Annotated in this window: 18 protein-coding genes; 14 read left to right on the top strand and 4 right to left on the bottom strand. The window is 43.9% G+C overall.

What is annotated here, in order from left to right; all coding sequences use genetic code 11:
- Positions 1-255: 255 nt before the first annotated feature.
- Complete coding sequence (locus tag BACINT_RS16650) at positions 256-3,006, bottom strand: heparinase II/III domain-containing protein (protein WP_007665127.1); 2,751 nt, start codon at positions 3,004-3,006, stop codon at positions 256-258.
- 161 nt (positions 3,007-3,167) lie between these two features.
- Here BACINT_RS16650 and nrfH point away from each other — a divergent pair, with 161 nt between their 5' ends.
- The 5 genes from nrfH to BACINT_RS16625 are packed head-to-tail and all read left to right on the top strand — an operon-like array spanning position 3,168 to position 8,589.
- Positions 3,168-3,758 (top strand): cytochrome c nitrite reductase small subunit, encoded by a 591-nt coding sequence (gene nrfH, locus BACINT_RS16645; RefSeq protein ID WP_007665126.1) that lies wholly within the window; start codon positions 3,168-3,170, stop codon positions 3,756-3,758.
- Positions 3,759-3,779: 21 nt separating this feature from the next.
- Positions 3,780-5,261, top strand: coding sequence for an ammonia-forming cytochrome c nitrite reductase (gene nrfA / locus BACINT_RS16640; RefSeq protein ID WP_007665125.1), 1,482 nt, complete (start codon positions 3,780-3,782; stop codon positions 5,259-5,261).
- 9 nt (positions 5,262-5,270) lie between these two features.
- Positions 5,271-6,503 (top strand): cytochrome c biogenesis protein ResB, encoded by a 1,233-nt coding sequence (locus BACINT_RS16635; protein WP_007665124.1) that lies wholly within the window; start codon positions 5,271-5,273, stop codon positions 6,501-6,503.
- A complete protein-coding gene (ccsA, locus tag BACINT_RS16630; RefSeq protein ID WP_007665123.1) occupies positions 6,500-7,291 on the top strand; it encodes a cytochrome c biogenesis protein CcsA in 792 nt (263 codons plus the stop codon). The genes BACINT_RS16635 and ccsA overlap by 4 nt, the downstream gene beginning before the upstream one ends.
- An 8-nt stretch (positions 7,292-7,299) precedes the next feature.
- Positions 7,300-8,589 (top strand): alginate export family protein, encoded by a 1,290-nt coding sequence (locus BACINT_RS16625; protein WP_007665122.1) that lies wholly within the window; start codon positions 7,300-7,302, stop codon positions 8,587-8,589.
- Between the two features lie 51 nt (positions 8,590-8,640).
- Here BACINT_RS16625 and BACINT_RS16620 read toward each other — a convergent pair whose 3' ends face one another.
- The gene (locus BACINT_RS16620) at positions 8,641-9,330 is read right to left on the bottom strand and encodes a Crp/Fnr family transcriptional regulator (protein ID WP_007665121.1); all 690 of its coding nucleotides are present in this window, start codon (positions 9,328-9,330) and stop codon (positions 8,641-8,643) included.
- A 45-nt stretch (positions 9,331-9,375) separates the two neighbouring features.
- Positions 9,376-10,014: a Crp/Fnr family transcriptional regulator gene (locus tag BACINT_RS16615; protein WP_007665120.1), complete on the bottom strand. Its 639-nt coding sequence runs from the start codon at positions 10,012-10,014 to the stop codon at positions 9,376-9,378.
- 197 nt (positions 10,015-10,211) lie between these two features.
- On the opposite strand from BACINT_RS16615, the gene hcp reads away from it, so the two are divergent.
- The 6 genes from hcp to BACINT_RS16590 all read left to right on the top strand — a co-directional run bounded on the left by hcp (position 10,212) and on the right by BACINT_RS16590 (position 17,304).
- A complete protein-coding gene (hcp, locus tag BACINT_RS16610) occupies positions 10,212-11,864 on the top strand; it encodes a hydroxylamine reductase (protein ID WP_181982181.1) in 1,653 nt (550 codons plus the stop codon).
- A gap of 68 nt (positions 11,865-11,932) precedes the next feature.
- Positions 11,933-12,937, top strand: coding sequence for a tyrosine-type recombinase/integrase (locus tag BACINT_RS16605; protein WP_007665118.1), 1,005 nt, complete (start codon positions 11,933-11,935; stop codon positions 12,935-12,937).
- A gap of 571 nt (positions 12,938-13,508) precedes the next feature.
- Entirely contained in the window at positions 13,509-14,291 is a 783-nt protein-coding gene (locus tag BACINT_RS16600; protein ID WP_007665117.1) for a DNA-binding domain-containing protein, read from the top strand.
- Positions 14,292-14,478: 187 nt separating this feature from the next.
- Positions 14,479-14,604: a hypothetical protein gene (locus BACINT_RS24730; protein WP_007665116.1), complete on the top strand. Its 126-nt coding sequence runs from the start codon at positions 14,479-14,481 to the stop codon at positions 14,602-14,604.
- Positions 14,605-14,659: 55 nt separating this feature from the next.
- Positions 14,660-15,403 (top strand): LruC domain-containing protein, encoded by a 744-nt coding sequence (locus tag BACINT_RS16595; RefSeq protein WP_007665115.1) that lies wholly within the window; start codon positions 14,660-14,662, stop codon positions 15,401-15,403.
- A 173-nt stretch (positions 15,404-15,576) separates the two neighbouring features.
- Positions 15,577-17,304: an ATP-binding protein gene (locus BACINT_RS16590; RefSeq protein ID WP_007665114.1), complete on the top strand. Its 1,728-nt coding sequence runs from the start codon at positions 15,577-15,579 to the stop codon at positions 17,302-17,304.
- 36 nt (positions 17,305-17,340) lie between these two features.
- Here BACINT_RS16590 and BACINT_RS16585 read toward each other — a convergent pair whose 3' ends face one another.
- On the bottom strand, positions 17,341-17,952 hold the full coding sequence (locus BACINT_RS16585) for a TetR/AcrR family transcriptional regulator (RefSeq protein WP_044155328.1): 612 nt from the start codon (positions 17,950-17,952) through the stop codon (positions 17,341-17,343).
- Between the two features lie 99 nt (positions 17,953-18,051).
- Here BACINT_RS16585 and BACINT_RS16580 point away from each other — a divergent pair, with 99 nt between their 5' ends.
- From BACINT_RS16580 to BACINT_RS16570, 3 genes are all read left to right on the top strand, one after another.
- Positions 18,052-18,423, top strand: a complete 372-nt coding sequence (locus tag BACINT_RS16580) for a hypothetical protein (protein WP_374937237.1) — start codon at positions 18,052-18,054, stop codon at positions 18,421-18,423.
- A gap of 114 nt (positions 18,424-18,537) precedes the next feature.
- A complete protein-coding gene (locus BACINT_RS16575; protein WP_007665111.1) occupies positions 18,538-19,908 on the top strand; it encodes a hypothetical protein in 1,371 nt (456 codons plus the stop codon).
- Positions 19,909-19,948: 40 nt separating this feature from the next.
- Positions 19,949-21,067, top strand: coding sequence for an imelysin family protein (locus BACINT_RS16570; protein WP_007212212.1), 1,119 nt, complete (start codon positions 19,949-19,951; stop codon positions 21,065-21,067).
- Positions 21,068-21,115 lie beyond the last annotated feature (48 nt).

Genomic DNA, 21,115 nt, shown 5'->3' with positions numbered 1-21,115 from the left:
GAAAAAGAACGAAAACGTTTAGGTTTAGAATGATAATTCAGAGGACGGGAATCCTCTGCTGATCTGTTGGTTTATGACCAAGTCCATACCAAGTCCGTACCAACTCCCTGTTAAGTCCGTACCTTCTCCTTGGCTATAGACACGGAGATGATACGGACTTGACAAGGTTTCGATAGGAAGTTGATATAACCTTGATACTTTTGCTATTTCTTTTTCTAATTATATAATACAATCAATTAATCATTAAATAAAATTCTACTTCAATGTCTTTTCCTCCGTATTGGCTTTTAGCTTGTACGTTTTCTTTTGAATACTGACAGTGCAATCAGTCGATGCAGTGTAGTACCATGTCCCTTTTTTGAATTCCAGTAATACATCTGCGGGAGTTTCCGCCTTGATAACTACATTTGGGGTGCTTAGCAAAGTGCCATATCCTAAAAAGAAGGTACAATCATCGCCCTTTTTATTTCCCCATAAAGCATAGGTGGCTTGTGCACTCATTTTTCCACTGGTGCAGATATCCGTGGGGTTATCAGATGACAGAATATAATCTGTGCGTCCATTTTTCTGTACCACACAGATACCGGTGGCACTGTTTTCCGTTTTGCTTTTTACTTCGGGGAAGCTTACTTCGGTAATGCAGCCGGGTTCTTTTACGGATGAGGGTTCATAGATAGCGACGAACGGCCGGTTCCAGGCTTCTCCTTTCTGGCGGGCTACAAATGTCAGGGTAGGCTGTTCTTTTATATTATATGGCATCCCCGGGGTACGGCTTAAACCTTCCGTCATGGGAGACAGGGCGGTGAAAACTTCCCGGTCCGTTTCTCCTTTCATCCACAAGTTCATTGAAATGTCATCCTTGTCGGGCATGGCAATGGTAAATGTAGCTTTTATGTCTTTGTCGGTAGTAGCCGACTTCTTATCATAGATATAAGAATAAGCATAAAGGTGAGCACCGGCAAAGGCCAGTTCTTCGGTAGGTTGCAAATTCAGGTCTGCACCGTCTGTGCCTGTCAGTGTTAGGGTTTGCCCCAGGTTATGGTAGAAATAATCATGCATTTTATCACCACCGCGTTCTTTCCGGCTGCGGAAGATATCTACATAGTAACCGGTTTCCGGACCGGTAGTGACGATACTCATCATACGGGTCTGGTCGGCACGGCTTTCCGGTTCACGGAAAGAAACATCGCTATAGGTTACGGAAGTGAAAGCTTTTCCCGGTTCGGAAGAAACTGGAAAACTGGATTTAAGATCGAAGGAGTGATTACTTTTCATAACCGGATAACTGGAAATGCCATCTACGCAAACCGTGTTATGACTGGGAAATTGAGAGTAATATTCCAGATAGTCCAGTCCGCTGTATAAGTAAAGGCCGATTCCGGCATCGGGAGCCAAAACATATCCCTTACCATAAAGCTCCATGGATATGCCATTGGCATGCATGTGGTTTCCTTCACTGGCATTCAGGGATATCATGAGGCTGTTACGGGGATTCATGCCGTTTCGTTGTACCAGCCAGGAAACGTTCGGTGCATAGAAGAGGGGAGAGACATATTGCTCTATTTTTCCGGCTTCGATATTTGGATTCAGTTCCAATGGCTTTTCATCAAAGAAAGAATTGATAGAGACGAGGACGCTTTTTTTATTGTCTTTGGTTTTTCCCGCATCAGGATGGAAGCATTTCAGCATGGCAGTGAAATATTCTTCCTGCTCTTTCTTGCCGTTGTGTTGTGCATTTCGTATCATGCGGGATATAGGATGGGTGTTCAGATATCCTGGGTGGGTGTCGCCGAAACCACAGATCATCCGGTTGGGGAACAAATATTGCGGAGTAGCGGCTACCGCTTTAGAGAGAACCGGCATTGCTTCCACCAGGTCATAATTCAGATTCCGGTCGAAGAGGGTAGTAAAGCTGGTGTAGTCATTCAGTACTACATTGCTGTATCCGGGACATTCGGCCCAGATACCTGTCTTCGGATCGAAGCCATAATCGGCTAATTTATTCAGACTCCATTGGCGGATACTGGAACGGTTGAGTACATAATCAATGTAATATTCGCGCCCTTTACCGTCGGCATATTGCTTATTGTTTTCCAGTATCATACCAATATTCATGACATAGCGAGCCTGCATCAGGTTCCAGTTGTTGTGAGGAACACCGTTTGCAATGATATTGTCCGCCCATTTCTTGAAAGCTCCTGCGTATATATCCATTTTGTCGGTATGCCAGGCATTCAGATAGTCATACAGGAAATCGTAAAGGGGAACGATGTCATAAAGAATATCTTCGTGAATAACCTCAAAAGAACTCATGCCTACCAGAGTTTGCTGATGACCGTGGTTGAGGTCGATGGGAACATTCCGATAATAGATACCTGTCATATAGGTATCGAATACTCCGGCAGCGAGTTTTGCATATCTTTCTTCTCCGGTAAGCCAGTAAAGGAAGGCGGCATCACGGGCGATACCCATGATTTCACGGTTCAGGCTCTCGATGTTGCGTCCGGTTTTAGAAGGATGTACACTCTCCATAGGGCAGCCGGGCAAGGCGTTGTTACAGAAAGTCACATTTCCTTCCACATCGTCATCGTATGGCACTACGTCTTCCAGACGGGGGCGTCCGTGGGTGGCAAATGTGCCGCGCGTACCGGTATAGCGAACGGTGGGTACCGATGCTTTTTCGCCTCCGGCATGGTCGAAGGTTTCGCCTTTTATATATACATCCGTAGCATGAGACTTCCAATACATGGCAAGGCGTGAAAGTAACCAGTCCGGTTGGGCATCTGTCAGGTTAGCATAAAGATCGGTACGCCTTTTCAGTTTCTCAAATACGTCTTTTGCCCAATCTTCTTTTTCTATCAGATTCAGGGTTTCACTCTTACCGTTGCTGTTTGTCAGATAACGCGGATGGCTGTCCGGCAACTGCTGCCGGAAGGCGATTTCTACCTCTTGGGCTTGTAATATCCCTGAAAAGAGAAGGCATATCAATAAACTAAGTGCTTTCATATTCTATCAATAACATTAGGTGTTTAAAGAATATACGGATGAGGGCGGATAATTACTCAACGGAACACGACAAAGATAGCGCAAGACTATGCAAAATATGTAATCATTATTACACTTTTTTAAAAATAAAGCCCCTACTTTTGTGAAAAATACTATTTCCTATGAAGAAATTGTCATTTATAAACAGGTTTTTACCTTCGTACAAATGGAAAGTGGCTGCGATAGTTATCTGCGGTATCGTTGTGGGCGGGGGAGGCTTGTTCATGTACTTGCTGCGGGCGCATACCTACTTGGGGGATGAGCCGTCGGCATGCGTGAACTGTCATATTATGGCACCTTACTACGCTACATGGTTTCACAGTTCACATAGTCGGGATGCCACTTGTAATGATTGTCATGTTCCTCATGAGAATGCCGTAAAGAAATGGACATTCAAGGGGATGGACGGTATGAAACATGTGGCTGCTTTCCTGACAAAGAGCGAGCCGCAGGTTATCAGGGCGCATGAAGCCAGTTCAGAGGTGATTATGAACAACTGTATCCGTTGCCATACGCAGTTGAATACGGAGTTTGTGAAAACCGGGAAAATAGATTATATGATGTCTCAGGTAGGTGAGGGTAAGGCTTGTTGGGATTGTCACCGGGATGTGCCGCATGGCGGAAGCAACTCGTTGTCATCCACTCCCAATGCACTGGTACCTTATCCCGAATCGCCCGTTCCGGGCTGGCTGCAAAAGATGCTTAAGAAATAATGAAATAAAATCAATATACTTATGGAAAAGAAATTGAAATCATGGCAAGGCTGGCTGCTGTTCGGTGGTTCGATGGTAGTTGTGTTTGTATTAGGATTATGTGTTTCCGCGCTGATGGAGAGGCGGGCGGAATTAGAAAGCGTGTTCAATAACCGCAGGACTGTCATTACAGGCATTGAAGCCCGTAATGAAGTGTTCAAAAGTGATTTCCCCCGTGAATATCAGACCTGGACGGAAACAGCGAAGACGGATTTCCAGAGTGAGTTCAACGGAAATATTGCGGTCGATGTATTGGAACAACGTCCCGAAATGGTGGTTCTGTGGGCAGGATATGCTTTCTCAAAGGACTATTCGACTCCACGTGGGCACATGCATGCGATAGAGGATATTACGGCAAGCCTTCGTACGGGGGCGCCTGCTACTCCCGAAGATGGTCCGCAACCGTCTACCTGTTGGACTTGTAAGAGCCCGGATGTTCCCCGTATGATGGAGGCTATCGGTGTGGATGCGTTCTATAATAATAAGTGGGGAGCAATGGGTGATGAGATTGTAAATCCTATCGGATGCGCCGATTGCCACGAACCGGAAAATATGAATCTGCACATCAGCCGTCCGGCTTTGATCGAGGCTTTTGCACGCCAGGGCAGAGATATAACAAAAGCTACTCCGCAGGAAATGCGTTCGCTGGTTTGTGCGCAGTGCCACGTGGAATATTACTTCAAGGGTGATGGCAAGTACCTGACTTTCCCTTGGGATAAAGGCTTTACTGTGGAAGATATGGAGGCTTATTATGATAATGAAGGTTTCTATGATTATATTCATAAACTGAGCCGTGCTCCGATATTGAAAGCGCAGCATCCTGATTATGAAATCTGTCAGATGGGTATTCACGGTCAGAGAGGTGTGTCATGTGCAGATTGCCACATGCCTTATAAGAGCGAAGGTGGTGTGAAATTCAGCGATCATCATATTCAAAGCCCGCTGGCGATGATAGACCGCACTTGTCAGACTTGCCACCGCGAAAGTGAAGAAACATTGCGTAACAATGTGTACGAACGCCAACGTAAGGCTAACGAAATACGTAACCGTTTGGAACAGGAACTTGCCAAGGCTCATATCGAGGCTAAGTTTGCATGGGACAAGGGGGCTACGGAAGATCAGATGAAAAACGTACTTGCCCTGATCCGTCAGGCGCAGTGGCGTTGGGATTTCGGTGTGGCTTCTCACGGTGGTTCTTTCCATGCTCCGCAGGAAATCCAACGTATCCTTTCACATGGATTGGACAAGGCTATGCAGGCTCGTCTGGCTGTATCAAGAGTATTGGCTAAGCATGGCTTTACAGATGATGTGCCGATGCCGGATATTTCAACCAAAGAGAAAGCACAACAATACATTGGTCTCGACATGGATGCGGAAAGAGCTGCTAAAGAGAAATTCTTGAAAACAACTGTACCTGCGTGGCTGGAAAAAGCGAAAGCTAACGGTCGTCTGGCTCAGAAATAAAACAAAAATATGTGGATCAGACCGTGGGGATTTAAAGAAGGATGCCTGATAGGCGCAGGACTGTTGGTGACAGGATGGCTGCTACAGATTACAATCGGTGAAATAGATTGGAGTCTGTTTGCCTGTCCGGTGAACATCATAGTTCTGGTTTTATATATAGCCGGAATAGTTGCCATGCATTGCCTGCGCAAGCGTGTTTATATCTTTGGTTGGATGAGTCATTATACATCGGCTGTCTCTTCTCTTTTATGGGTGGCGGGCATTACGGTGGTGATGGGACTTATCCGTCAGGTCCCTTCCGGTCATCCGGCAGATATGCTTGGCTTTTCACGAATGCTTTCGGCATGGCCTTTTGTATTGCTTTATATCTGGATGATGACTGTACTGGGGTTGACTACGCTTCGTGCCGGATTTCCATTCAGATGGAAGAAGCTTGCTTTCCTTTTGAACCATGCCGGGCTGTTCATTGCCCTGATTACGGCAACTTTGGGAAATGCCGATATGCAGCGGCTGAAAATGACCACCCGGATAGATAATGCCGAATGGCGTGCAATGAATGAGCACGGTAAATTGATAGAACTTTCGCTGGCCATTGAACTGAAAGACTTCACGATTGACGAGTATCCTCCGAAACTGATGTTGATTGATAATGAAACTGGACGTACATTGCCAGAGAAAGCACCGGAACATTTGTTGCTGGAAGAAGGTGTTACGGATGGACGACTGGTCGATTGGTTGGTGACTATCCGGCAAACGATTCCCTGGGCGGCTTCTGTGGCTACGGAAGATACGGTGAAGTTTACCGAATTCCATTCGATGGGAGCCACGTACGCCGTTTATTTGCAGGCTATCAATCAAAAGACGAAAACTGCAAAGGAGGGGTGGGTAAGTTGCGGTAGTTTTATTTTCCCATATAAAGCATTGCGTCTGGATTCGTTGACAAGCCTTATTATGCCGGAACGCGAACCGCAGCGTTTTGCATCTACAGTGAAAGTTTACACGGAAGACGGCAAACAGGTGGAAGATACGATTGCAGTGAACCATCCCCTGAATGTGGCGGGATGGAATATTTATCAATTGAGTTATGATGATACGAAAGGGCGTTGGAGCGATATCAGTGTGTTCGAACTGGTACGTGATCCGTGGCTGCCTGCTGTCTATACAGGTATTATCATGATGGTTCTGGGAGCTATCTGTCTGTTTGTTAATGCACAAAAAAGAAAAGAGGAGGACGCTGAATGACGTGGGATTATTTTGTACCGTTTTCAATTGCCGCCCTGCACTTCTGGGGATTCGGTGCCTTTGCCGCTTGGCGCGGAAGAAAACCGTATGTTGTTGGTGGGCTTACCTTGATAGGGCTTGCTATCTTCTTCTGCTTTATTGTGGGAATATGGATTTCCCTGGAACGTCCGCCTATGCGGACGATGGGAGAGACGCGCCTGTGGTACTCTTTCTTTCTTCCACTGGCAGGACTCATCACATACAGTCGTTGGAGGTATAAGTGGATACTCAGTTTCAGTTTTATCCTGTCACTGGTATTTATCTGTATCAATATCTTCAAACCGGAAATACATAACAAAACTTTGATGCCGGCTTTGCAAAGTCCGTGGTTTACGCCGCATGTCATCGTATATATGTTTGCCTATGCTATGCTGGGTGCGGCTACCGTGATGGCTATTTACCTGCTCTGGTTCAAGAAGAAGCCGATTGACAGCCGGGAGATGGACCTATGCGATAATCTGACTTATGTAGGATTGGCATTCATGACATTAGGCATGCTTTCGGGGGCTGTATGGGCAAAAGAGGCGTGGGGACATTACTGGTCGTGGGACCCGAAAGAGACATGGGCGGCAGCTACGTGGTTTTCCTATCTGATTTATATACATTTCCGTCTTGGAAAACCTATGTTATACCGTAAGGCCTTAATTTTACTTCTGATATCATTTGTTTTGCTGCAAATGTGTTGGTATGGCATCAACTATCTGCCTTCTGCACAGGGAGTCAGCATTCATACGTATAATTTAAACTGATAATCATTATGAAAACTACTTATTGGGCAATGCTTCTCATGCTTTTGCCAAGCATGGCGTATACGCAAACTACAGAAAAAGAGAATGAATTTACAATGTCCATCCAGATCAGACCTCGTGCGGAATACCGTAACGGTGCTCTGATGCCCCGTAATGAAGGAGAGGAACCTGCGGGATTCATCAATAGCCGTGCACGCCTTTCTATGGAGTACAAGCGTTCTGATTTGCAAATGAAAATCTCGGCTCAGCATGTGGGGGTATGGGGACAAGATCCGCAGATTGACAAGAACGGCCGTTTCATCATGAATGAGGCATGGGCTAAACTGAATTTCGGTAAAAACTTCTTTGCACAATTAGGCCGTCAGACCCTTTCGTATGATGACGAACGCATTCTGGGCGGACTGGATTGGAATGTAGCCGGACGCTACCATGATGCATTGAAACTGGGTTATGCCGACCCCAACAACCAACTGCATCTGATTCTTGCTTTCAACCAGAATGACGAGACTAAGATAGGCGGTACCTATTACGTGCAGGCCGGAGCGCAGCCTTACAAGAATATGCAGACTCTCTGGTATCACTATAAATCCGATTATACTCCCTTTGATGCATCCTTACTGTTCATGAATCTGGGATTGGAAACCGGAGATGCGGCAACTAAAGAGTCTCACACCCGTTATCTGCAAACAATGGGAACTTATATCACCTACAGGGAAAATGGGTGGAATGTAGACGGTGCCTTCTATTATCAGACGGGCAAGAACCAAAATGTGCAGAAGGTATCTGCTTTCATGGCCAGCCTGCAAGTGGCTTATGCTTTCCCATACAACCTTAAACCTACTTGGACGATAGTGGCAAGCGCCGATTATCTAAGTGGAGACAGCGGTGACAGTGACAAGTACAAGGCATTCAATGTTCTATATGGTACACATCATAAGTTTTACGGAGCTATGGATTATTTTTATGCGTCCGACTTTAAACCCGGATATGCTCCCGGCTTGTTTGACAAACGTCTGGGTTTACGTTTCCGTGCTTCCGATAAGGTGGATATGGATTTGAACTATCATCATTTCTCAACTGCGGTGAAGTTGTCGGGATTGAAAAAGGCATTAGGTTCGGAAGTCGATTATCAAATAAACTGGTCGGTGATGAAGGATGTGAAACTCTCCGCCGGATACTCCATTATGCGCGGAACGGAGACGATGGACGTTGTGAAAGGCGGCAATCATAAAAGCTGGCAAGACTGGGGATGGGTGTCTGTCAATATCAATCCCAGAGTGCTGTTTGTGAAGTGGTAAAACTGTAAGTAAGAGAGAACATAAATGAAGGTACGTATCAGGAGAAAGCTCCTATACGTACCTTTCTAATATAGTTTCATTGAGTATCTGCACTGTCTTTCCGTCCATATCGATAATACCTTCCTTTATCATCTTATTAATCTCTTTCGATAGTGCAGGGCGGGTTACATTCAGATATTCGGCAAGGGTTGCCTGATTGTGGATGATGTTGACTATTGGAGAATTCTTTTTCTTGTGTTCCAGCAAGTAGACAACGAAACGTTCGCGCACTGTTTTCCGTGATAGGGTTTTCAGGCGGGATACTGTGCAGACATTGCAATTGCCCGTAATGCAAAGAAAGTTGTGTAATATTTTAGGTTCCTCGCTGATAAGCTTAAACATGGACTCTTTGCTGGCGGTGAGTAGGGTACTGTCTTCCATGGCGGTAAAGGTTGCCGGCAGTACTCCGTCTGAACTGAATAAATGAGGAGTGGCGAATGCACGTGCCGCAACGATATATTCTATCATGACTTCATTTCCCAATCCGTCGATAATATCTACCCGTAGTTTTCCTTCCAATAATACATATAATTTCTTGCAGAGTGTTCCCTGGGTGGCAATGATATCTTTTTTGTCGACCGAGTACAGGGAGATATCTAACCTGTTGAGCAACGAATGCTTGATGTTAAGGGGAAGGTCACGAAACAGCGGAATCTGGAAAAGTAATTCCTGATGTTTGTCGGTTAATGTTATTTTCCTCATTATATTAGGTAGTTGGTTGTACAAAGATACGATGAAAAAGTAGAATTAAAAGTATTTCTTCGAATTCTCCTCGTCAATAAACATTTCTTTTCCTTCTATTTGTATGCAGCCCTCATTGCTCAGTTCAGATATGGCACGTGCCAGTGACGGACGGGCCACTCCAAGTATATGTGCCACTTCCTGTTGGGAACCGATGCTTCCATGCATCTTTACATAATTGAGCAATCTGGATTTCAGGCTTTGTAAAGCAAACTCGTTCAGTTTCTTGGATAGAAACAAGCTCCGGTCGGAAATCAACTTCAGGAAATTCTGCATGACGACCGGGTACTGGTGCATGAATTCCAGAAAAGCATCCTTATTCAGAATCAATACTTCCGAGGTTTCCAGGGTTTCGATATTCACCGGGAAACGGTTTTCGGAAGCGAAGATGAAAGCCGGTGCAAGGAGTTTCGGAGCACGGAGGGTCTCTATGGTGAGTTGTTTTCCTTCTGCACTGACCATTTGCGTACGCACTGTTCCATTGCACAGAATATATAGAGAACGGTAAATGTCTCCCTGCATGGCGATAAACTCTCCCGGTTTATAAGATTTAAGGGTATGTTGGTGCAACAGAACGAACTTTAACAGCACTTCTTCTGTTATGCCTTGAAATAATGGCATCTGTAATAATATATGTGGTTCCATTCTTTTTTAAGTTTTTTGTGATTAGGTGTAACATACGTGACAATTTACTTGCCATAAACTCTCCATCTTTGCACAAAGATAATGCAAATCGAATGCAGAACTTTCATGCTTGCATGAAAAAGTTATGCTGAGATGCAGCTTGTCTTCTTTAAAGAGAAGGAATATATATTTTATAACTAAATAAAAAGAATAAGATGATGGAAGCTAAAATGTTTTGTTATCAGTGCCAGGAGACAATGAAAGGCACCGGTTGTATCTTGAAAGGTGTGTGTGGAAAAGAAAGTCATACGGCAAAGGCAATGGATTTGCTGATGTTCGTGGTACGTGGAATATCAGTCGTTACTGATGAATTCCGTAACGCCGGACATTCTGTAGCTGCCGAAGTGAACCGTTTTGTTGTGGATGCCTTATTCTGTACCATTACAAATGCCAATTTCGATGATGAAAGCATTCTGAACAGGGTGGATAAAGGTATGGCATTGCGTAACCGTTTGATAGAAGAAGCCAAAGAAAAAGGTATTTCCCTGCCTGAAATCGACGAATTGCAATGGCAGGGCGGACGTGATGAGTATGCTGCCAAGGCGGAAAGCGTGGGTGTCTTGCGTGAGTCCGACACAGACCTGCGTTCCCTGAAAGAATTGATGACCTATGGTCTGAAGGGTATGGCGGCATATCTGGAACATGCCATGCGTCTGGGATATGACGATGCTTCTATCCATACTTTTATGCAACATGCTTTGGCTGCCACTGCCACAAAATCACTTCCGGCAGGCGAGTGGGTGAAGATGGTACTCCAGACCGGAGAATACGGTGTGAAGACTATGGCTTTACTGGATAAAGCGAATACCGAACGCTATGGCAATCCGGAAATGACAAAAGTAAATATCGGAGTAGGGAAGCGTCCGGGTATCTTGATAAGCGGCCACGACCTGAAAGATATGGAAGAACTATTGAAGCAAACCGAAGGTACGGGAGTCGACGTGTACACACATAGCGAAATGCTTCCTGCTCACTATTATCCTGCTTTCAAGAAGTATTCCCACTTCGTAGGCAACTATGGAAATGCCTGGTGGAAGCAGCGTGAAGAGTTCACCACCTTCAATGGACCTATCCTGTTTACAACAAACTGTATCGTCCCCCCGTTGGCAAATGCTGAATATAAGGAACGTATGTTTACAACAAATTCCACCGGATATCCCGGTTGCAAGTACATTCAGGCAGATGCCGAAGGCAGAAAAGACTTCTCCGAAATTATTGAGATAGCCAAGCAATGCCAGCCGCCTACGGAAATAGAACGTGGAGAAATCATCGGTGGTTTTGCCCATAATCAGGTGTTGCAACTGGCAGATAAAGTAGTGGATGCCGTGAAGAGCGGTGCTATTCGTCGCTTTGTAGTTATGGCAGGTTGCGACGGACGTATGAAGGGACGTGATTATTATACCGAGTTTGCCAAGGCATTGCCTAAAGATACAGTCATCCTGACAGCAGGTTGTGCCAAGTATCGTTACAATAAGTTGCCTCTGGGAGATATCAACGGCATTCCACGTGTACTGGATGCAGGACAGTGCAACGACAGCTATTCACTGGCAGTCATTGCAATGAAACTGAAAGAAGTGTTCGAGCTGAATGATATCAACGAACTCCCGATTGTGTATAACATTGCCTGGTACGAGCAGAAAGCCGTTATCGTACTGCTGGCCTTGTTGAGTCTGGGTGTGAAGAAAATCCATTTAGGGCCTACGCTGCCTGCCTTCCTGTCGCCCAATGTGGCAAAGGTCTTGGTAGATACTTTCCAGATAGATACCATCAGTGATGTGGAAGATGACTTGAAGATGTTCCAATTATCATAAGACTGAAAAAACTCCGGTAATAGCTACTGCTGTGCCGGAGTTTTTATTATTAATAAATAGTGAGATTTATGAAAACAAAAGATGTAGAAACGGATGTGGGAAGTACGGATTTGGCTTCCTACATACTTGCTGTGACCGAACAGCTGAAACGTGAACGAAAGTTTGCGGCGGCGCATGGTTATGTGTCTGTGCTGCATTCCTTCCAAGATTTTGCGGGTGGTAGGGGCATACCACTGCCTATGGATGAAGTGTTCACCCCTATGCGGTTGAAAGCCTATGAGGAGTGGCTGATGCAGACGAAAAAGAGACCCTTGAAGATGAACAGCGTGACCAGTTACATGAGCTCACTGCGGGCTGTGTACAACCGCTGGATGCCCGTAGGCACACCGGGATACAACCCACAGCTGTTTGTCGGTGTACATACACGGGTGGTGTCTCAAACCAAACGTGCACTGCGTGGATGGCAGATGGAAAAGTTGTTGAGAGCAGAGAACGATGACCTGACCAGAGAAGAAAGAAGGGCTTTGGCATATTTCCGCCTGATGTTTCTGTGCAGGGGTATACCGTTTATCGACCTTGCCCATCTGCGCAGGCAGGATTTGCAGGGGGAATATCTGGTCTATCTCCGTCATAAGACTCAGAAACCGATGCGGGTGAAACTGTCTCCCGAAGCCTTGCGCCTACTACGAGGGCTCGGACAGAAGACTACCCCCTCATCTCCTTACCTGTTGCCAATCCTGGATGCAGAGATACAGGACGGTTGGGAACAATATCTTTCTTACCAGATTGCTTTACGTAACTTCAACCGGACATTAAAGCAAGCCGTAAAACGGATGCTTCCAGGCGTGCCGGTAAGTTCCTACACTGCCCGGCATACTTGGGCTACGCTGGCTTACCACATGGGGCAGTCCATTGGTATTATCAGCCAATCACTGGGACACTCGTCCATCCGGGTAACGGAAACTTACCTCAAACCTTTTGAAAATGAACGTATCGATGAAGTAAACAGACAACTCATCGCAGCTGTGAAAAAAGGTAAATGGAAGGGGAGTATGCTTTACAGTATATTGTAAGACACGAAGTTGAGACTAAATTACTTACCAAGTAACGGCACTAATCGCTTGCAAATATTCACATATTTTCACAAATAAGCAAGGGGATATTAATAAAACTTTAAATATAATTCTTTCAAGACAGAATCACAATGATCTAAAATAGAAAAAACACATATTATCTTCTTATTTCTACTACGGCAGGTATACGAATTGCGCCCTCCACTTTCAGCTTAGAAGCGGAACCATCAACTATTTTACTTTTAGCTCAGAAAAGTCTTTTTTTCATCCTAAGCGATGCGCTTGGAAATCGCTTTTTCCGCATGCATCGGATAGTAGTTTGAAATTACTTGGTAAGTAATTTCAGAAACCCAGTTTTTTTATTCCGATAAATGATAATTAATGAATGTATATATAGTGTAGCGCGCTTTAGTCAATATGTTGTTGTGCTGTTTGTGGGATTACGGTGTTAGGTTGTAGCGACAGCTATAACACCGTAATTTACAAAACGGAGCGAATGGTTCTAAATCATTTGTGACTCGTCACCCATATAGTTTATCATACATATATTAACCCTAAAATAAAAGAGATTATGTCAGAAGAAATCAGGTATCAAATCAACGGTCAACTGGCGGATAACACCGTGACTGTGGACAACAAAGAGGATATGATCCTCGTCCCCGTCTCCAACGGCAGTGCCGACGAGGAACGTATCATTGCCGAAATGAAAGCGGAAGACTCCGGCCTGCGGGAAGAAACCATCCGCCACGTCTTCGACCTGGAGAAGCGCGTGATCAAACGTTTGCTGATGAGTGGCGTCAGTGTGAACACAGGCTTATATTATGCCTCGGTCAATTTTCATGGTGTCATCGAGAACTCTGCTTGGAATCCGGCAAAGAACTCTATCGTGGTAAACTTCAACGTGGGTGCCGACCTTCGCGAAGCCATCAAAAATACGGTGGTGAACATTATCGGTGCAAAGGGCAGTGCCATGTACATTGCAGGCGTTCAGGATACATCCACCCGTGCGCTGGATTCCAGTGCCACAGCCGGACGTGCTTTCACCCTGAAGGGTGCAATGCTGAAAGTGACCGGTACTGACGACTCTGTAGGCATCATCTTGACTGACTCAAAAGGTACGATAACAAAAATCACCGAAGACTTGTGGGTATTGAACGAACCTTCGCGTCTCAGTTTCATCATCCCCAGCGGATTGGATAAAGGTACGTATGAATTGAAGGTGACGACACAATACGGTCAAGGCCATCTGCTGAAAACACCTCGCAGTGTCATAAAAACGATATATATCGGCATGGCACCTACCGGCGGTGGAAGTGGAGGTGACGGAGGGATAGAGGATGATCCGCTCGGTTAATTAGGAGACACAACTGGCAATGCTACCTTGCCCGACCGAGCAACGGTGTCTTGCCTGACCGAGCAATGGTACTTTGTCTGAGCAGGCAACGGTGCTTTGCCGGATTTACATCTCAATCAATTGTGATAATGATTACTTAGGAGAGAGAACATACATTTTACACATCATAATAAAAAACGAACGCAACATGAAAAGAAAATTGATTTTCATCTTGTCTTTATTGCTGGGCACGTTAGCCTTTACATCATGCGAGAAAAGTGTGTATGATGCAGACAAACAACCGCAAAAAGAAAAAACTGGCAAGGGCGGATAACGCAAACTGAGGAAGTGGCAGTATCAACTATCCCAAAAATGGATGGGGAACTGTCATGTTCGAAGATATGTTTCCGAGTTTAGGGGATTACGATTTCAATGATTTTGTTCTTGGTTACAGGGTACAAATTCCATTTCGTTCCGGTAGAAGAGGTAAGAGCGTGATTGATGAGGCCATACAGTTCGGTATTGAGTTGAGAGCTATGGGAGGCTCTTTTCCTTATGCTCCATGCGTAAGATTGAAGGACCTTAAGGCAGCAGACGTTGATGAGATTGAAGTCGTTCAGCGCTTTAATACATCCGTTGAAACTGTAGTTTGGTCCGTCGGTCCTGATGGCGAAGTTATTATGGACTTCCGTAATTTGGTTGCGGCAACTTCAAAGCCTTCCGGTAGCACCTTCTTTAATACGGACAAAGAATATCTTGTTACGGAACTTCCGCAATTGAATATCGCCATTTACATGAACAAGGAGGTAAATGTAAATTCAGTTGATTTTGAAAGCTTCGACTTCTATTTGGCAAAGGCCGATCATGGCCCCGAAATCCATTTAGGAGGATACAAACCGGTATACGATACATATCCCAGTGACAATTCCGGTTTGGGATGGGATTATTATTATAACAAAAAAGGACTGATTTGGGGCTTGAATGTCCCGGTTCCTATGGCTCATGTAATTGAGAAAGGAAATTTCCTCGATGCTTATAAAGACTTTGCGGCTTGGGCAATGAGTGGTGGCCAGGATAAAGCATATTGGTATAACGGAGAGAAGAATAACGAACTCTTAATAAAAGCTCAATAAAATTAGAACCAGTTTTTAGATTTAGAACGGCACATATCCTGTATGGTAACTGAGGGATATGTGCCGTTCGTTAATTCGTAGTTACAACTTTCCCTTTCTTCTTTTGTTCATTCGAAAGGAATAGACTACATTTGCATGGAGTCCCCGTTTATGAATTCAAATATGCGAGTGATATGGAAGCAGTGAAAAGAATACCTTATGGAGTATCAGACTTCGTGGCAGTGGTGGAGCAAAACCAGTACTACGTGGATAAAACGATGTATCTTCCTTTGTTAGAGCAGCAGCCCAGCAATTTATTTCTCATCCGTCCCCGCCGTTTCGGAAAGAGTATTTTCCTGAACATGCTTCGTGCTTATTATGACAGTTCACAGAAAGCGAAATTTGAAAAACGTTTTGGGAACCTTTGGATTGGGCAGAATCCTACACCGCTGCAAGGGCGCTATCAGGTACTTTTCCTTGATTTCTCTAAAGCGGGCGTCGGGATAGAGAATTTGGAAGCTAACTTTAACCTTTATTGTCGTCGTCAGTTGGATGGATTTATGGCGACTTATGAGGATGCTTATCCAGAGCGTACGGTCGAAGAATTCTATGCTTCGACCTCGGCTGCCGATAAACTGAGTATGATTGAAGTGGAAGCCCAGCGTCACGGCTATCCGCTCTATCTCATTATCGATGAGTACGACAATTTCACTAACGTGGTGCTTAATGAGCAGGGCAATGATATATATCATGCCATTACTCATGCCAGTGGTTTTTATCGGGAGATATTCAAGAAGTTCAAGGGCATGTTCGAGCGTATTTTTATGATGGGGGTAAGTCCTGTTACATTGGATGACTTGACCAGTGGCTTCAATATAGGTTGGAATATCAGCACCGATTATCAATTCAATATGATGCTGGGTTTCAGCGAAAGTGATGTCCGTGAGATGTTTCAGTATTATAAGGATGCCGGACAACTAAAGGGAGATGTCGAGGCGATGATAACTGAGATGAAGCCGTGGTATGACAATTATTGTTTTGCAAAAGAGAGCTTGACGCGTGATCCGAAGATGTTCAACTGTGATATGGTGTTTTATTATTTGCGTAACTATATGAATCTGGATAAAGTACCCGAACAGATGATTGACCCTAATACCCGTACCGATTACAACAAGATGAAGAAGCTCATTCAGTTGGATCATCTGGATGGTGACCGTAAAGGGGTACTCCGGAAGATTACTGAAGAGGGGGAAATTGTAACGACCTTGGCTACTACTTTTCCAGCCAGCCAGATTACTGACCCGGAACTTTTTCCCAGTCTGCTGTTCTATTATGGAATGTTGACCATAACCGCTACACGGGGGAATTATCTGGTACTGAGTATTCCTAATAATAATGTGCGTAAACAATATTACGAATATCTGCTGGAGGAATATCAACGTCAAAATAAGAAGTATATCAATCTGAATGATTTAGGATTGATGTTCTATGACATGTCTTATGACGGTAAATGGCGCGAAGCCCTTGAATTCATTGCTCATGCCTACAAGGACAATTCTTCTGTACGCAGTATGATTGAGGGCGAACGAAATATACAAGGCTTCTTTACTGCCTATCTTAGTGTGAGTGCCTATTATCTGGTTGCTCCTGAAGTGGAATTGAACCATGGCTTTTGCGATATGTTTTTGATGCCCGACCTGCAACGCTATAGCGGGGTGGCGCACAGTTATATTCTGGAACTGAAATATCTGCCATCGAAAGAGTATGAAACAAAAGCTCCTGCCCAGTGGCAGGAAGCTGTTGATCAGATACATCGTTATGCTGAGGCCCCGAGGGTACAACAACTCATTCAAGGCACAAGATTGCATTGCATAGTAATGCAATTCAGCGGATGGGAACTGGCAAGGATGGAGGAGGTATAGAAAAAATATTCAGATTCATTCAAAAAAAGAGAGAGCTTATATTTTCATAAGTTCTCTCCAACCAGTTACTTCGAATGTGATGTATTCTGTGACTATCTGTTCCAAATCTTCTATCCCGACTCGGTGCATGATTAATTCCTCAAACATGGTGAACATCCATGCCGTGTGCAGGTGGATAGAAAAGTCGGTTACATTGATATTCATTTGCGGATGTTTCTCTTTCATATCTCTGAAGTACTCTTTCACGAGTGATGTGGAGCGTTCGGTGAAGTTCTCTTTGAAGTTTTCCAGTGAAGAACCCTGTGCATGGAAAAATAGCAGTACCAACAATTTGCGATGCTTTTGTATCAATGTCATGTACTCTTCTATCACATATCTTAGGTATTCTGTGGAATACATTTCCATGATATCTGCTCCATAACGACCGTGATGTTCGTGCAGCATTCTTTCGAATGCACTGATTACAGGCCGTACCACCGTACAGAAAATATCATCCTTACTTTTGAAATAGTTATAGATATTGCTCAACCCTACCTGTGCTTCTTGCGCAATTTCGCGCATGGAAGCCTTCGGAAAGCCGTTTTCAAGGAATACCTTTTCGGCAGCTTTCAAAATTTCTTTTTGTATGTCATCTTTAGGGTATTGCATAAGTTTTATTTCTCGACTGCAAAGTAGGGAAGAATCCCCGTTTCCTGAAATACCCATTAATGATGGTTTTTTGTTAGATTTTTATAAAAATCACAATTATTGGGTATTGCTAAGGTCACTGAAAGCATGCAACTTTGCGCGTATTATCTAACTATAAACTACTATATGGTGAAACTGACGAATTATAAAAAGGCAATTGACAGACCTTTAAGTTGTAAGAGATGGGGAATAATAGCTATTATTATTCTTTTTGCAGGTAGCTTATCTTTTTTACTGTACTCTTACTTTTCGCATGATGCTGATAATCCTCAGTGTAACTGTTTGCTATGCATGCTTAATCATGTTCCTGAAGAAGGAGAATACATTTATAACCGCTATTTGATATTTATTAGTTTTATCTGGATTGCTGTGATCTTTGCAGCTGTCTTTTTAGTGAATTACTGCTTTGTAAAAAAGAACAAAAAGAAATAATGTTCATTTAAGTACCTATTTGTTCTTATTTTTAATAACACAATACTCATATTTGGGTATTGCCCGCCTTTTCAACTTCCTCTACCTTTGCGCCAATAAAATTTAAGATAAAAGATGAGAAAATTAACTTGCTTATTCGCCTTAGGTTTCTTGCTTTTTAACAATACTTTACGGGCTAATGAACCTGAAAAAGTAACCTCAACAGAAGAGGTATCTGAAACTGCGGCAAAGAAAGAGAGAATAAAACAGGTAACAAAAGATGACGACTACGAAAAGTTCCGTTTTGGTGGATACGGAGAAATGGTAGCAAAGTTTATGAACTACGGAACGAATCGTTTCTATGGTGGGGTCGATAACAGTGATCATCGCAATACCATTGCAATTCCTCGTTTTGTGTTGGCTTTTGACTACAAGTTTAATTCCAAGTGGATACTGGGTGCTGAAATAGAGTTTGAAGCAGGAGGTGTAGGTATTGAAACAGAACTTGAGAATTCAGAAAACGGTGAGTATGAAACAGAAATGGAAAAGGGGGGAGAAGTTGCTCTTGAGCAGTTTCACATTACCCGTCTGATACATTCGGCTTTCAATGTTCGTGCCGGTCATTTGATTGTACCTATGGGATTGACCAATGCGCACCATGAGCCTATCAACTTCTTTGGAACATCTCGTCCTGAGGGTGAAACCACAATTATTCCTTCTACCTGGCATGAGACAGGATTGGAATTCTTCGGCTCTTTGGGTAAAGGATATGCGCGCTTTGATTATCAGGCAATGATTGTTGCCGGCTTGAATGCTGATGGCTTCGGTCGCGATAATTGGGTTGCCGGTGGTAAGCAGGGACTCTTTGAACAAGATAACTTTACTTCGCCTGCTTATGTAGTACGTCTGGACTATAAAGGGGTACCGGGACTGCGTGTAGGTGCTGCTTTTTACTATTGTAATGACGTGACGGCCAATGCAGATAAGAATTATAAGTATAGTAGCGTAGGCCGCTCATCAGTGAAAATCTACTCTGCCGATGCACAGTATAAAAATAAATATGTTACCGCTCGTGGTAATATCATTTATGGTGATTTAGAGAATTCTTCCAAGATCAGCAAGGTTACTCTTTCCAATAACTCCAATTATTATCATGGTGCTATGCGTAATGTAGCTAAGAATGCCCTGTGCTATGGCTTGGAGGCTGGTCTCAACCTGAGTGCTTTCTTCTCGCAGAAGAAATGTCCGGTTATTTATCCTTATGCCCGTTATGAATACTACAACCCGCAGGAAAAGGCAGAAGGCTCAGCTACAATGGAGAAACGCTGTCAGGTAAGCAAATGGACGGCAGGAGTTAACTGGTTTGCATTGCCGAATCTGGTTGTGAAGGCCGATTATACTACCCGTCATATTGGTACGAACAAGGTATTTGGATCGACTAAATATAACAATGAAAATGAATTTGCTATCGGTATAGCTTATGTCGGTTGGTTTACCAAGAGATAGTTCAAATAGGTATTTATAATTAATTTAATGTTTAAGTAATATGAAAAAGTTTTTTTATTTGTCGGCTCTTTCATTGGGCATGATGTGTTCCATTACGGCTTGTAGTGATGATGACACTACGACTATAGACGCTAAAAATCTTGACTATACGGCAGAGAATGCAAGTAGTTGGGGAAATTACATGCGAGTAGTTGCACAATTGTTGGTGAATGATGCTACTGCTCTTTATGATGACTGGGCGGTTAAATACAATGAAGGTGGAAGCTATGCAGATTTCTTTAAGAATCAAGATGCTTTGACGAGTGTTGAGCAGTTGATTGACGGCTGTGTAGACATTGCCAATGAAGTAGGTACTGCCAAAATTGGTGACCCTTACGATCTTTTCATACATAATAATGAAGAAAAGGCTTTGTATGCTGTAGAGTCATGGTATAGCTGGCATTCTCGTGAAGACTATCGTAACAATATCTATTCTATTCGCAATGCTTATTACGGAACACGTACAGGGGCTATTAGCGAGTCATCCCTCTCAAAAGCAGTAGCTGCAGTAAATGCTAATCTTGATACTGAAGTGAAAAAGGCGATTGATGATGCTGCAGCAGCAATTTGGGCTATCCCGAGTCCTTTCCGCAACAATATCAATAGTCCGGAAGCAGTAAGTGCTATGGAAGCATGTGCCACTTTAGAGGGAGTACTCAAGGGAAGTTTGAAGAATTGTATCGAAAGTATTGATAAAACAGTGTTGGCTGAAGTCGTAAAAAATTATGTGGATGTAGTTGTATTACCTACTTACTCTGATTTGAAAGCGGGAAATCAGGCTCTTTTCGATGCTGTTGAGACATTCCGTACTTCTCCCAGCAATGCTAACTTCAAGGCTTGCGCCACAGCATGGCTTGCTGCTCGTACACCGTGGGAAACCAGTGAGGCATTCCTTTTTGGTCCGGTTGCCGACAAAGGTCTTGACCCCAATATGGATAGCTGGCCACTCGATCAGGATGGTATCGTACAGATCCTGACTTCCGGTAACTATTCAGACTTGAACTGGGATGGTGACTATGATGAAGAAGATGATAAAATTGCCGGTGCACAAGCTTTGCGTGGTTACCACACTTTGGAATATTTGATCTTCAAAGATGGCGAAGCCCGTACCATTCAGTAAGATTTTTACTTGTTAGAAATCAGATTTTGCGGAAACAGCGGGATAATG

The organism is Bacteroides intestinalis DSM 17393, assembly GCF_000172175.1.
GTDB lineage: Bacteria > Bacteroidota > Bacteroidia > Bacteroidales > Bacteroidaceae > Bacteroides > Bacteroides intestinalis.
This window is presented reverse-complemented; position numbering and strand designations above follow the sequence as displayed.

What these genes read in the sequence shown, in the direction of transcription:
- ccsA (WP_007665123.1), top strand. Translation starts at nt 6,500, where the DNA reads ATGACGTGGGATTATTTTGTACCGTTTTCAATTGCCGCCCTGCACTTC.
- nrfH (WP_007665126.1), top strand. Translation starts at nt 3,168, where the DNA reads ATGAAGAAATTGTCATTTATAAACAGGTTTTTACCTTCGTACAAATGG.
- BACINT_RS16595 (WP_007665115.1), top strand. Translation starts at nt 14,660, where the DNA reads ATGTTCGAAGATATGTTTCCGAGTTTAGGGGATTACGATTTCAATGAT.
- nrfA (WP_007665125.1), top strand. Translation starts at nt 3,780, where the DNA reads ATGGAAAAGAAATTGAAATCATGGCAAGGCTGGCTGCTGTTCGGTGGT.
- BACINT_RS16570 (WP_007212212.1), top strand. Translation starts at nt 19,949, where the DNA reads ATGAAAAAGTTTTTTTATTTGTCGGCTCTTTCATTGGGCATGATGTGT.
- BACINT_RS16625 (WP_007665122.1), top strand. Translation starts at nt 7,300, where the DNA reads ATGAAAACTACTTATTGGGCAATGCTTCTCATGCTTTTGCCAAGCATG.
- BACINT_RS16635 (WP_007665124.1), top strand. Translation starts at nt 5,271, where the DNA reads ATGTGGATCAGACCGTGGGGATTTAAAGAAGGATGCCTGATAGGCGCA.
- BACINT_RS16600 (WP_007665117.1), top strand. Translation starts at nt 13,509, where the DNA reads ATGTCAGAAGAAATCAGGTATCAAATCAACGGTCAACTGGCGGATAAC.
- BACINT_RS16575 (WP_007665111.1), top strand. Translation starts at nt 18,538, where the DNA reads ATGAGAAAATTAACTTGCTTATTCGCCTTAGGTTTCTTGCTTTTTAAC.
- BACINT_RS24730 (WP_007665116.1), top strand. Translation starts at nt 14,479, where the DNA reads ATGAAAAGAAAATTGATTTTCATCTTGTCTTTATTGCTGGGCACGTTA.
- BACINT_RS16620 (WP_007665121.1), bottom strand. Translation starts at nt 9,330, where the DNA reads ATGAGGAAAATAACATTAACCGACAAACATCAGGAATTACTTTTCCAG.
- BACINT_RS16650 (WP_007665127.1), bottom strand. Translation starts at nt 3,006, where the DNA reads ATGAAAGCACTTAGTTTATTGATATGCCTTCTCTTTTCAGGGATATTA.
- BACINT_RS16615 (WP_007665120.1), bottom strand. Translation starts at nt 10,014, where the DNA reads ATGGAACCACATATATTATTACAGATGCCATTATTTCAAGGCATAACA.
- BACINT_RS16590 (WP_007665114.1), top strand. Translation starts at nt 15,577, where the DNA reads ATGGAAGCAGTGAAAAGAATACCTTATGGAGTATCAGACTTCGTGGCA.
- BACINT_RS16585 (WP_044155328.1), bottom strand. Translation starts at nt 17,952, where the DNA reads ATGCAATACCCTAAAGATGACATACAAAAAGAAATTTTGAAAGCTGCC.
- BACINT_RS16605 (WP_007665118.1), top strand. Translation starts at nt 11,933, where the DNA reads ATGAAAACAAAAGATGTAGAAACGGATGTGGGAAGTACGGATTTGGCT.
- hcp (WP_181982181.1), top strand. Translation starts at nt 10,212, where the DNA reads ATGGAAGCTAAAATGTTTTGTTATCAGTGCCAGGAGACAATGAAAGGC.